The 11,720-nt window shown below is 72.1% G+C and carries 10 protein-coding genes and 1 pseudogene; 7 read left to right on the forward strand and 4 right to left on the reverse strand.

Annotated elements, in window-relative coordinates:
• On the reverse strand, positions 1–1,042 hold a 1,042-nt coding region (locus tag AB0E96_RS31115), incomplete at its 3' end, for a serine/threonine-protein kinase (protein ID WP_359829116.1).
• A gap of 380 nt (positions 1,043–1,422) precedes the next feature.
• Between AB0E96_RS31115 and AB0E96_RS31120 the strand changes: the two genes are divergently transcribed.
• Positions 1,423–4,248: an FtsK/SpoIIIE domain-containing protein gene (locus AB0E96_RS31120; protein WP_359829117.1), complete on the forward strand. Its 2,826-nt coding sequence runs from the start codon at positions 1,423–1,425 to the stop codon at positions 4,246–4,248.
• 461 nt (positions 4,249–4,709) lie between these two features.
• On the opposite strand, the gene AB0E96_RS31125 is transcribed toward AB0E96_RS31120, so the two are convergent.
• The 3 genes and pseudogenes from AB0E96_RS31125 to AB0E96_RS31135 all read right to left on the reverse strand — a co-directional run.
• Complete coding sequence (locus AB0E96_RS31125; RefSeq protein WP_359829118.1) at positions 4,710–5,528, reverse strand: class I SAM-dependent methyltransferase; 819 nt, start codon at positions 5,526–5,528, stop codon at positions 4,710–4,712.
• Positions 5,525–6,529 carry an XRE family transcriptional regulator gene (locus tag AB0E96_RS31130; RefSeq protein WP_359829125.1) on the reverse strand — a complete coding sequence of 335 codons (1,005 nt, stop codon included), beginning with the start codon at positions 6,527–6,529 and terminating at the stop codon, positions 5,525–5,527. Before AB0E96_RS31130 ends, AB0E96_RS31125 begins: the two co-directional genes overlap by 4 nt.
• A gap of 126 nt (positions 6,530–6,655) precedes the next feature.
• Positions 6,656–6,838 (reverse strand): annotated as a pseudogene (locus AB0E96_RS31135) (helix-turn-helix transcriptional regulator); the annotation flags it as partial.
• 203 nt (positions 6,839–7,041) lie between these two features.
• On the opposite strand from AB0E96_RS31135, the gene AB0E96_RS31140 reads away from it, so the two are divergent.
• The 6 genes from AB0E96_RS31140 to AB0E96_RS31165 all read left to right on the forward strand — a co-directional run.
• Positions 7,042–7,536 carry an ATP-binding protein gene (locus AB0E96_RS31140; protein ID WP_359829119.1) on the forward strand — a complete coding sequence of 165 codons (495 nt, stop codon included), beginning with the start codon at positions 7,042–7,044 and terminating at the stop codon, positions 7,534–7,536.
• A gap of 179 nt (positions 7,537–7,715) precedes the next feature.
• Positions 7,716–7,856: a hypothetical protein gene (locus AB0E96_RS31145; RefSeq protein WP_359829120.1), complete on the forward strand. Its 141-nt coding sequence runs from the start codon at positions 7,716–7,718 to the stop codon at positions 7,854–7,856.
• A 13-nt stretch (positions 7,857–7,869) separates the two neighbouring features.
• The gene (locus tag AB0E96_RS31150) at positions 7,870–9,057 is read left to right on the forward strand and encodes a cupin domain-containing protein (protein ID WP_359829121.1); all 1,188 of its coding nucleotides are present in this window, start codon (positions 7,870–7,872) and stop codon (positions 9,055–9,057) included.
• Between the two features lie 38 nt (positions 9,058–9,095).
• Positions 9,096–9,950, forward strand: a complete 855-nt coding sequence (locus AB0E96_RS31155) for an aldo/keto reductase (RefSeq protein ID WP_359829122.1) — start codon at positions 9,096–9,098, stop codon at positions 9,948–9,950.
• Between the two features lie 28 nt (positions 9,951–9,978).
• Positions 9,979–10,770: a hypothetical protein gene (locus AB0E96_RS31160; protein ID WP_359829123.1), complete on the forward strand. Its 792-nt coding sequence runs from the start codon at positions 9,979–9,981 to the stop codon at positions 10,768–10,770.
• A gap of 168 nt (positions 10,771–10,938) precedes the next feature.
• Positions 10,939–11,720, forward strand: a 782-nt coding sequence (locus tag AB0E96_RS31165; RefSeq protein ID WP_359829124.1) for a hypothetical protein, incomplete at its 3' end; no start/stop codon positions are given.

The following is an 11,720-nucleotide window of genomic DNA, read 5'->3' on the forward strand; positions in this document are numbered from 1 at the left end:
GCCCGCCCGGGGCCGGCGGCAGCACCTGGGTGCGGTCCTCGGTGCCCGGCGCCGCGCCACCCGCGGCCACGGCTCCCGGCCGCGTCGCGGACGGCATCGGCGGCAGGTTGGAGGGGACGGCCGTCGGCTGCGGGTCCGGCAGCAGCAGGGCGCCGACCGCCAGCGCCTCGTCCACCGCCGCCGGGGAGGCGTGCACCCCGACACCCGCCGCGACCACCCGCAGCGCGTGGGCCAGCGAGGTGGCGCCCGGCCGCTGGGCCGGGTCCTTGCGCAGGCAGCGCTCGATCACCGTCCAGAGCGGCTCCGGCATGGTGCTGGGCCGCTGCGGCTCCTGGGCCAGGTGGGCCTGGAGCACGGCGAGCGCGCTGTCGCCCTGGAACGGCTGGCGGCCGGTGACCAGCTCGTACAGCATGATCCCGGCGCCGTACACGTCCACCGCGGAGGTCTGCGGACGGCCCTCGGCGGACTCCGGCGCCACGTAGGCGGGGGTGCCGACGAACTCGTGGGTGCGGGTGACGCCCGGGGAGTCGGCGAGCCGGGCGATCCCGAAGTCGGTCAGCAGCGGGTGCATCCGCTCGGCGCCGTCCACCACCGTGGAGGCGAGCAGCACGTTGGCCGGCTTGAGGTCGCGGTGGACGATCCCATCCGCGTGGCTGGCCGCCAGCGCGTCCGCGACCTGGGCCATCAGCAGGGAGCCCGCGATCGGGCTGAACGGGCCGTTGGCACGCAGGTAGCGGGCCAGGTCGGGGCCCTCCACCAGGTCCATCACCAGGGCCAGCAGCTCGCCCTCGACCACCAGGTCGCGGACCCGGACGATGTTGGGGTGGGTCAGCCGCAGCAGCAGCGAGCGCTCGCGCAGGAAGCGCATCACCACGTCGGGGTCGGCGGCCAGCTCCTCGCGCAGCACCTTGATCGCCACCCGCTGCCCGGGCGCGCAGCCCGGCACCTGGACGTCCTCGCGCACCGCGCCGCGCCAGACGGTGCCGGTCGCACCCCGTCCGAGGGTCTCCTCCAGCAGATATTTGCTGCCGACTGGCCGCACCTGTCGCACTCCTCGCCGTGCCGCCCGCGCGGGGCGCTCCTCCGCCGGTGCGGTGAGCCTGCCGGGCCCGTGTCTGCGGCCACTCTAACGGTGTCCGTTCGGGATTTTGAGGTCGTCGGTAGGCCATCCGCACGGTCCGGGGAAGGGTTGGGGGACATCCCCTAGGGAAGGTCCCGGGGACCCCGTGCGAGGACGGTCGACCTGACCCTCCGTCGCCCCCCGCGGAGCGGCGATCGCAAGATCGTCAAATCCGGTACGGTGCGCGGACCGTCCTCGACGGATGGCAGGATGGACACTCGCCACTCGTGTGGCCCAACGGTGCCCGGGGCACCGGGGAGCGGTACCAGGCTTCACATCAGCAGAAGGGACCCGCGGGCGAGATGCAGATCCGGCTGACCGTCCTCCGACCGCGCAGCGGCCCGTCCGCCGCCGGCTCCGCCATTCCCTACGTGGACGTGCTGGTCACCGCGCCCGTCGGCACCGCACTCGGCGCCATCGCGGGCGCGCTCGCGGGCGCCGTGGGCGTACGCGGGCCGCGGGCCGCCACCCACGTACACCTGTACGCCGGGGCGCACCGCGTCGACGAGCACACCCTGCTCGGCCACCCCCCGCTGCTCGACGGCGCCGTCCTCAGCCTGAACGAACCCGACCCCACCGCCGACGACCCCGACGACACCCCCGCCGCCGCCGAACTGCGGGTCGTCGGCGGCCCCGACGCCGGCGGCGTCCACCGGCTGCACGGCCGCGAGATCCGGGTCGGCCGCTCCGCCGAGGCCGACGTCCCGCTCGACGACCCGGACGTCTCCAGGCTGCACCTCTCCCTCCACCTCGCCGACGACGGCCGGATCTCCGTACGCGACCTCGGCTCCACCAACGGCAGCACCCTGGACGGCCGGCTCGTCCCGCCCGTCCCCCCGGAGGCCGCCGTCCCACTGGAACCCGGCGCGGTCCTGCGGATCGGCGAATCCACCCTCCAGGTGACCGCCCCCGACCCGGCCGAAGCCACCGGGGCCACCCGCGCCGCCCTGCCGGACGGCCACGGCCACCTCCAACTCGCCGCCCCCGGCCCCAGCCGGCCCGCACCCCCCGTGTTCGAGCCGCCCGCCGCCCCCGAACCCGCGCCAGGCCGCAGCCGCGGCCTGTTCTCCCTGCTGCCCGGCCGCGCCGCCGAACCGCCCGGCCAGGAGAACGCCGAACGCCACCACGCCGCGGTACGGCTCCGCCAGACCGCCGCCCAGCGCGAACGCTGGCCCGACCTCGCCACCCTGCTGCTCAACGCCGTCGGCCCCGGCCCCCGGCTCTGGGAACGCGGCCCCGGCCACCCCGACGCCCTCACCCTGCGCCTCGGCACCGCCGACCGCCCCGGCGGCCCCGGCACCACGCCCGGCACCATGCTGCCCGCCGTCCCCGTCACCCTCGACCTCCAGACCGCCGGCAGCCTCGGCCTCAGCGGCCCGCGCGAGCGCCTCGACGCGCTCACCCGCGCCGTCGTCGCCCAGCTCGCCGCCCTCCACCCGCCAACCGGTCTGAGCCTCGTCGTCGTCGACGCCGACCCGGCCCGCGCCGCCGAGGACCGCGCCGACACCTGGGCCTGGGCCCTGTGGCTGCCCCACCTGCGGCCCGTCGACGGCCAGGACTGCCGGCTGCTGATCGGCCTCGACGACGAACAGGCCACCGCCCGGCTCACCGAGCTCACCGCCCGGCTCAGCGGCCCCAGCGGCCTCGGCAGCCACGGCGCCACCGTCGTCGTGGTCGACGGCCGCCCCGCCACCGAGACCGCCCGGCAGGCCCTCGACCTGCTGCTCCGGCAGGGCCCGGCCGTCGGCATCTTCCCGATCTGCCTCGCCGAACAGCCCGAACTGCTCCCCCGCGGCCTCGGCGCCACCGCCCTGATCACCGGCGAGGTCGGCACCCAGCTCTCCCTGGACCGCCCGGTCGCCCGCGGCCGGGAGACCCTGCACGAGGTCTCGCTGGACGCCGTCTCCGACGCCTGGGCCGAACGGCTGGCCCGGGTCCTCGCCCCGCTGCGCGAGGCCGTCCCGGCCGCCCGCGGCCCCCTGCCCGACGCGCTGCGGCTGCTCGACCTGCTCCAGCTCGACACCGTCACCCCGGCCAAGCTCTCCGCCCGCTGGGAGGCCCACGCCGGAGGCATCGGCGCCGCCACCGCCCTGCTCGGCACCACCCGGGACGAGCTCTGCACACTCGACCTGGCCGACCCCGAACTCACCCTCCCCTCCCCCGATCCGGGCGGCCCCCACCTGCTGATCGGCGGCGCCCGCGGCTCCGGCAAGACCGAACTGCTGCGCACCCTCGTCGCCTCGCTCGCCGTCTCCGAGCGGCCCGAACGGCTGACCGTCACGATCATCGAGGGCCGGGCCGTCACCGACGGCCAGGACGGGCTGGACGGCTGCACCGAGCTGCCGCACGTCACCGGGCGGGTCAACGCCGCCGCCGACCCGCGCGCCGCGCTGCTCGCCGCCGAGGCGCTGGAGGACGAACTCGCCCTGCGGGAGCGGCTGTTCGACGGACTGGACTTCGCCTCCTGGCACGCCGCGCGCATCCTGGACGCACAGAGCCTGGACGAGCAGGAGGCGGACGCCGTACCGGTGCCCGCCGTCGTCGGCGGCGGAGCGGCCACCACACCCCGGATCATCCCGCCGCGCAGCGCGGAAGCCCCCCGGCCGACCGGGCCCTCGCCCGCCCCCACCCGGCTGGTCGTCGTCGTCGACGACTACGACGCGCTGCTCTCCCCCACCTCCCCCGTCGGCCGCCCGCTCGCCCGCGCGCTGGCCGCCGTCGCCCGCCGCGGCGGGCCGCTCGGCGTCCACCTCGCCGTCGCCACCGGACGGCCGGAGGAGAGCGCCGGCAGCGAGGTCGACGAGGCCGCGCTGCTCCGCATCGCCCTGCGCACCGACGACCCGGCCGACTCCGACCTGCTGATCCACCTCGGCGACGCGGCCGCCCTGCCCGAGGACACCCCCGGCCGCGGCTACCTCCGCCTCCCGGACGGCGGGGTCAGCGCCTTCCAGACCGCCCGGATCAGCGGCCGCATCCCGCGCACCGCCACCCTGCGGCCCACCGTCGTCGCCATAGACCCGCTCCAGCTCGGCGCCCCGCCCGCCCGCCGGCCCGTCCGCGAACTCGGCAACGGCCCCACCGACCTCGCCCTCCTCGCCAGCGCCCTCCAACGCGCCGCCGCCCGCTGACCCGAATTCCCCAGGTCAGGTCACAAGAGGCATGGTGGAATTCTCTGCCCCTGCCGCGATTACCGTCACGGCAGGGGCAGAATTCATACGGGCCAATATGGAACATACAAGAATGGGCGGGCCCGCATCCAAGGACGCGGGCCCGCCCAAAACAAAGCAGAATGTGCTCACCCACCCGCCCGCCCCAGGAACCGCAACGTTCGGCGGCCCCGGCCAGCTCTGGCCGGGGCCGCCGAAACCACACCTCACCACCCGTCGCCGCTTCAGCAAAGCCGAAGCGGCGACGACATCCCACCCTGCGTAGGAAGTCGACCTGACCGACTTCCTACGCAGGGTGATGTGAAAACTCATCACGGCGGGCTCGTGTGCGCGCACACGAGCCCGCCCGAAACGAAATATCGGCATTCGGCACGGTCCCGATAATCCTGCACACGGCCATGAGCGAGTGCCTTATGCCTGCTTCAATGGCGACAGGTCAGGATGCCACCGAGGCAGGAGATCTTGAAAGTCCCCTCAGTGGCGATCACCGAGGCAACGATCTCCGCTGCCCGGCTGACGGTCTCGTGGAACGGGACGCCGCTCCGATCAGCCCATGACTGGTAGGAGGCCAGGTGGGCGACGACCGGCGCAGGATCGGTGACCTCGATGACACCGGGCAGCTTCCGCACTCTGATGCCCCCGAACGCCGCACCGAGGTAGCCGGGGGCCTTCTCCAGGGAGAATCGGGAGCTGAGGGAGATCCGGGCCGGGCCCTCGGGAATCCCGAGGACGTCCCCTGCCGCCCTGGCCCAGAGCCGGTCCAGCTCCTGCTTGTCGGCGTCGCTGTTGGTCGAGGCGATGAGCACGCCACCAGGCCGGAGGACGCGGGCCAGTCCCTCGATCGTGGCCGCGATGTCGCTCACGTGATACAGCATGTGCAGAGCCAGCACGGCGTCGATGCTGTCATCGCCGAAGGGCAGGGCCTGAGCGTCGGCCACCAGAACCGGCTTCGCGACGTCGGCGAGGATGCCTGCCGAGATGTCCATCCCTACGACCTGAAGGTCTGGCCTGTCCCTGTGCAGACGGTTGACGAACTTCCCGTTGCCGCAACCGACATCGATGACGGTGCCGCTGATATCGGCCAGCTCCTCTACAACGATCCCGGGCAGATCGTACTGCGGCCGCTGCCACTGGTAGATCGACTGGCGAGCGGCCAGGTGGCGCCCGTCGGCGTAAGCACTGCTCGCGAGGATAGTTCCGTCGGCGACTGCGGCGTCCTGCTGGGCGCTGTTGCTCGTCACTGGGGCAGCTCCGGAGGGTTCGTGAGTGCGGGTCGAGAGCAGGCTTCTCTGACATTCTCACGGAGGCTCAGGACGATCGGGGAGCCTGCATAGGCTGGCTCGGCAAGACGGGCGCTCAGCGCCCGAAGGCGGGTGGAGATGCTCGCCGTCCGCCGGTCCGGTGCGACAGCCAGCACCGCCGAGAGCTTCTCCCGCACCCCGTCGAGGTCGCCGTGAGCGAGGTGGGCGTTGGCAAGGTCAAGGCGGGCGGCCAGCAGGTCACCGGAGGACCGCTCCTGCTGCGGTGCGGACTCGTACAGGGCGATGGCCCTGGACGAGGCATCGATCGCGCGGTTCACGTAGCGTCGACTGCCCAGGGCCAGGAGAGCGGTGCCGGCGTAGGTCCACTGCTTGGCCTCGGGGAACGTGAACACGCCCGGAAGATCCGCAGTAGCTCCTCTGCTCCGCGCCGCTTCGGCAGCTTCCACGGCTCGGAGCGCGCTCGTCATGTCGCCGAGTGCGGCGGTGCTCCGCGCTTCGAGGCTGAGCAAACGGGCCGCGATCGTCCCGCTGTCCGCGTACGGCAGCCCGGCTCGCGCCAGCTCGGCGGCTTGGCAGTGGTCCTGCTGCCAGTAGGCGATCAACGACTGGACGGATCGAATCCAGGCTCGAAGACCGTTGTGGCCGGCTGACTCCGCGCAACGCCAGGCCGTTCGCGATTGCGTGGCCGCAGCTGCGTACTGACCGAGGTCCAGAGCAGCGTGGGCGGCCAGGCCGCAGAGGCGCCCGGCCTGCAAGTAGAGATGGCTTGCCTGGTAGGGATGTTGACGGCCTCGGAGCAGGTCGAATACACCACGTCGAAGGATTCCGATGTCGTGGAAGAGCTCGGACACGGGCTTGCTGACATAGTCCTCTGCCAGTGCTGCGATGTCCGCTTCGATCTGTTCGAGCAGCATGTCGTCCACGTTGGAGGCGCTCGCGAAGCGAAGGAACAACGCGGACTCGGTGGAGTCGGCTGCCACGGCCGCTACGAGATCCGTGCTGCGGTCCCCGTGCCGGGCAGGTTGGGGCGGCGACGTGCCACCGACTTCGCCGGGCTGTGGAACTGCATCGGCGGATGCAGGGGGTGCTTCCAGCAGGTCGGCCAACTGGTCAACCGAGAGCTTCAGGGCGCGGGCGAGCCTCGGCCGCATCCAGGGCTGCGGGGTACCCCTGCCGCCCTCCCATCGCCCTACGGTCGTACGGTCCACACCGAGGGCTTCGGCCAGGGATTCCTGGGTGTGGCCGACAGCCTCCCTGCGCTGGATCAGCCGGGACCTCCTGGATGTCATCCGGCGTCCTCCAGAGGTACGTCAGTTCGTCTGCAGCCGTAACAGGCCAGGTCATGCCCGGGTTTGCAGCACGGATGCCTCGTTGCCGCCTCAATTCTGCTCTGGTTCACCGGCGTTGGAGGCGGTTCCGTAGATACCTGCCGGGTGAATCCCGGCGCGAATCGGCCCGCTGCCGACCTCGTCCCGGTGAAAGGTCCGCGCTCATGTCCGTCGCCACCCGGCAGGCCACTGCCCCCGCCCCGTTCGGCTTTCGCGTGCTGCCCAGTGCCGAGGCCGTGCCGGACGCCCGGCGGCGGGTGATACGGACCGTGCGCGGTTGGGGCCTGCCGCTGGCGGAGGACGCACTCCGCGATGTCGAGTTGCTGTCCAGCGAGCTGATCACCAACGCCGTGTCCCACACCCACGCCCCGTGCGTCGTATGCGTGTCCTGGGACGGTGAACGGCTGCGCGTCGAGGTGACGGACGTCGGCCACGAACTCCCGGCTGCCGGCGGGATCGATCTCGACGCCACCGACGGGCGAGGGCTGTTCCTGGTGGCCGCGCTCGCGACGGACTGGGGCTCCGAGCCGGACCCCGCCGGAAAGCGGATCTGGTTCGAGGTCGGCACCACCGCCGCCGTCTCGGGCGACGAGCGACTCACCGCGCTGGTGAGGGCCGCGGCCCCGAAGGCACGGGACGTCGTCCCAGCCAGTGCCTGACAAGACTTCCTCCCGCCCCAACGCGGGCTTGGGGGATGCAGGTGGCCGCGCTGGTCAACAGCCACGCGGCGTAAGCACCTGAGGTTCCTTGCCAGCGGCTTGTCCTGGCAACGGACCCATCGCTGTACCCACGACGGGGCTGGTCAGTCGGCCCGCCCCGTGATTCCGAAGGAGGACTCATGCCCGAGAACCTGACGAGCAGCACCGAGTTGGAGTGCGACGGCCTGCTGGTCGCCCGTACGAAGGTCGCCGCGGCCCGCTCGCGTGGCGAGCAGCCGTCGGACGGCGGCTCCACCGGCCGAACCGACACCAACGACTGACGGCTGCATCACGATGACCGCCGAGCACTTCTCGGTGGTTGAGCGTCTGGGCGGGGATGGCTTCCTCGCCCAGACGCTCGGCCGCAGCTTCAAGGTCGCACGCGGTGAAGCCGCGTCGCTCGCCGGACTGATGAGCTGGGATGACCTCAACGCGATCCTGACCCATCACCGGTTCGAACCCCCTCGCTTCCGCCTCGCCGCCAACGGGGAGCAGGTGCCCGCGCACACCTACTCCCGGCCGATCACCACCCGGCGGAGCACCGTCTGGCACCAGCTCCAGCCCTCCGAGTTGCACCAGCGTCTCGCCGAGGGTGCCACGCTGGTCCTGGACGCCGTTGACGAACTCCACCCCGGCATCGCGTCCCTGGCCGGCCAGCTGGAGCGCTGGCTGCGAACCGGCGTGCAGGCCAACCTGTACGCCTCCTGGACCGGCACCGAGGGCTTCGGCGTGCACTGGGACGATCACGATGTGGTCGTCGTCCAGCTCGACGGCGCGAAGCGCTGGCGCATCAACGGCCCCACCCGCACGGCGCCGATGCACCGCGACGTCGAGACGCCCGAACCGCCGCCCGAGGAGCCGGTCGCCGATCTGGTGCTCACCGCCGGCGATGTGCTTTATCTGCCCCGGGGATGGTGGCACGCCGTCGCCGCCTCCGAGGGCCAGCACTCGCTGCATGTCACCTGCGGGCTGCAGAGCACGACGGGAGCTGATCTGATCACCTGGCTGTCGGAGAAGCTGCGCACCCATGAGGCCGTCCGGGCGGACATCCCGCGCTTCGGGACCACCGAGGAGCAGCACACCTTCCTCAACACGATCGGCAAGCTCCTCGCGGCCGAGTTGGAGAGCGACGACCTGATCGCCCGTTTCTCCTCGGCGCGTGACGCCACCGAGCGAGCCCGGCTCGCACCGTCGCTGCCCCACATCACGGTAGCCCCACCGGAGGCTGACCTACGGGTGCGCCTGGTTACCACGCGGCACGCACTCGCGGCCATACCCGACGGCACCATCCGGCTGACCGCCGGCGGCGAGGAATGGACGTTTGCCACCAAGGCCGAGCCGATGCTCACGCTCCTCGCCGACGGGGAACCTCACCGGCTGGCCGATCTCGCTCAGGCCGCAGGCATCACTCTCGGCCAGGCGGCCGGTGTCGTGACGGAGCTGGTCGACGGCCAGGCCGTCGCGATCGGCGGCCCACGATGACCGCTCGGCTCGGCCTCGGCACCTACCGTTGCCTCGATGTGGCCAATGCCTCCCTGATGGCCGCCACCCGAGGTGCCGACTGGGTGGACACCGCGCCCAACTATGCAGGTGGCAGGGCGGAGATGTCGCTCGCCACAGCTCTGGCTGCCTACCCGGATCTGTGCGTCTCCACGAAGGTGGGCTTCGTCCCAGCCGGCGCCGGGCACATCGGTGTGCGAGCCGGTGCCCTGTCCGCGGCGGACGCCGAACGCGGTCACTGCCTCACCGCGGACTACACCGCCTGGCAGCTCGCGCGCACCAAGCTCATGCTCGGCCGGACACCCGACCTGGTGTTCGTGCACAACCCCGAGCACACCTGCCCTGACGGCGAGATCACCGGCAGGCTCTACAACACCTTCCTGGCTCTGGAGGAGGCGTGCAGCCAACAGATCATCAGCGCCTACGGAGTCGCGACCTGGCGCGGCTTCAGTAGCGGCCTCTTCGACGTACCCACGCTGATCGAACTCGCGGCCAAGGCCGGCGGACCGAATCATCACCTGTGGGCCATCCAGCTCCCGGTCTCCCTCGTCCACCTCGCGCCCGTCGCCCAGGCTCTCGACGGACACGGCCCGCTGGCCGATGCCCTGACCGCGGGACTGGAGGTGTTCGCCGCCGCCCCGCTCCACGGCGGCGAGATCCCCGGCCTGGTGACCCCGGAGCTGTCCGAGCTGATCAACCCTGGCAAGGCCCCCGCCGAGACCGCCCTCGCCGTCGTGGCCTCAGCCCCAGGGGTGAAGCGCGTGCTCCTGTCGACGGGAAACCCGGAACACTGGGGGCAGGCCGCCGAAGCCGTCGGCCGACCACCACTGTCTCCGGACGTTCTCCGAAGGGTCGTTGATGTACTCGGAACCTGAACCGGACACGGCCGGGCGGATGCGCGGGATGCACGCCACAGCAGCAACGGCGCTCAACGCGACGCCGATTGGCACCCGCGAAGCGTGGGGTTGGCGTGGACGCACCCTCGGTCGCGCGATCGTCACGGCATCCGGCGAGGGCTGGCTCCGACTGGTGTCCGCCCCGGCCGACAAAGCCGGCGGAAAACTCTGGGAGGGACCGCAGGAGGCAGAACGACTCATGCCTCCTGCGGTACCCAGGCCACGCCTGCGGGAGCGACGCACCTGGACCGAGGGCGAGCACGGCTACCTGGCAGAGCTGTACGACAAGGTCACCGCCCCGACCGTCACCACCCACGAGCCGGTCCTACGGGCGGCACCGCGCCTGGACGACGCCTGGTGGGACGGACTCGGCACCGCCCTCGACACCATCGCAGCCGTTCCCAGTGATCGGGTGGCGGTCCGACAGGAATACCTGGACCGAGCCATGCCTCAGTACCTGGGCACCTCGATCGACACCAAGGTGCCCACCTGGACAACGGCCCATGGTGACCTGCACTGGGCCAACCTCACTAGCCCGACCCTCACGATCCTCGACTGGGAAGGTTGGGGCACCGCCCCTGCTGGGTACGACGCAGCGCTGTTGTACTCATACAGCCTTCTCGTTCCCGACACCGCCGCCGAAGTCCGGCGACGGCTCGGCCACATCCTCGACACTCCCGCCGGGAGGTTCGCGGAGCTCGTAGTCATCACCGAACTGATGCAAACGGTCGCCCGAGGCGACAACATCGAACTGGAGGGAGCGCTACGGACGCGGGTCGAATGTCTGACCCGAAAGTGATGCAGAGCCCCGTCGCGCATGCCAAGGCCCTCACAAGCGGCTCGCACTCTTCGTAGTCGGTGTGCTACTTTCCGCATCATCAATGGAATATAGGAGACCCCGGCGGTGGTGAGACACCCCGGGGTCGGGCACCAGGAGCAGCAACTCCAGATGCGGATTCATCGTAGCGTGCACAGGCGCGCGTTCACCGTCATGCCGAACGTCCTGTTGCAGGACCGTCGGCTCAGTTACACCGCTCGCGGCCTCCTCGCCGATCTGCTCTCCCGTCCCGACGGGTGGCGGGAGGACGGGCGGCAGATGGCGGACAGCAGTCCGCAGGGGCGGGGCGCGATCCGGCGGGCGCTCAAGGAGCTGAAGGACGCCGGGTTCTACCGGGTCGAGAAGATCCGGATGCCCGACGGGACGATCCGGACCGTGGTCCACGTCTACGACACCCCGCAGCCCTCACCGGCTGTCCCCCGCCCGGACTCCGGTGGAGGGAGTACCGGTGGCGCTGTCACTCCTCCCGTAAAGGACCAGGGGCAAGAACCCACCCTCCCGGATGAAGGGACGCGGGCGGCCGTGGCCACCCTGTTCCGGGTGATCCGGCCCGAACCCCGCCTGCGCCTGGGCGAGGCCGAGGCGCTGGCGCTGGCGCCGCTCGTCGCGCAGTGGCTGGAACGCGGCTGCGGCGAGGCCGAGTTGGCGCAGGCCCTGCTGCCCGGGCTGCCGCAGCGGGTGCACTCCCCGGCGGCGATCCTCCGCGACCGCCTCCGACGCAAGCTGCCGCCGGAACACCCCGAGGACCCGCCCGCGCCGCCCGCCTCGTACGCCGAATGCGGCCGCTGCCACGACCCAGTGCCCCACCCCGGCATCTGCCGCGCCTGCGCCGGCCTGGGCGGTACGAGAACCGTCGCGGTCGGCAGCGGAGCCGGAGCCACCGCCGGCGGCGTCGCCCGCGCCCGCGCGGC

The sequence above is a fragment of the Kitasatospora sp. NPDC036755 genome (assembly GCF_040636595.1).
Classification (GTDB): domain Bacteria; phylum Actinomycetota; class Actinomycetes; order Streptomycetales; family Streptomycetaceae; genus Kitasatospora.

Bases quoted from the DNA above. Each gene is read 5' to 3' on its own strand.
- AB0E96_RS31120 (WP_359829117.1), top strand. From the start codon at position 1,423: ATGCAGATCCGGCTGACCGTCCTCCGACCGCGCAGCGGCCCGTCCGCC.
- AB0E96_RS31140 (WP_359829119.1), top strand. From the start codon at position 7,042: ATGTCCGTCGCCACCCGGCAGGCCACTGCCCCCGCCCCGTTCGGCTTT.
- AB0E96_RS31145 (WP_359829120.1), top strand. From the start codon at position 7,716: ATGCCCGAGAACCTGACGAGCAGCACCGAGTTGGAGTGCGACGGCCTG.
- AB0E96_RS31150 (WP_359829121.1), top strand. From the start codon at position 7,870: ATGACCGCCGAGCACTTCTCGGTGGTTGAGCGTCTGGGCGGGGATGGC.
- AB0E96_RS31160 (WP_359829123.1), top strand. From the start codon at position 9,979: ATGCACGCCACAGCAGCAACGGCGCTCAACGCGACGCCGATTGGCACC.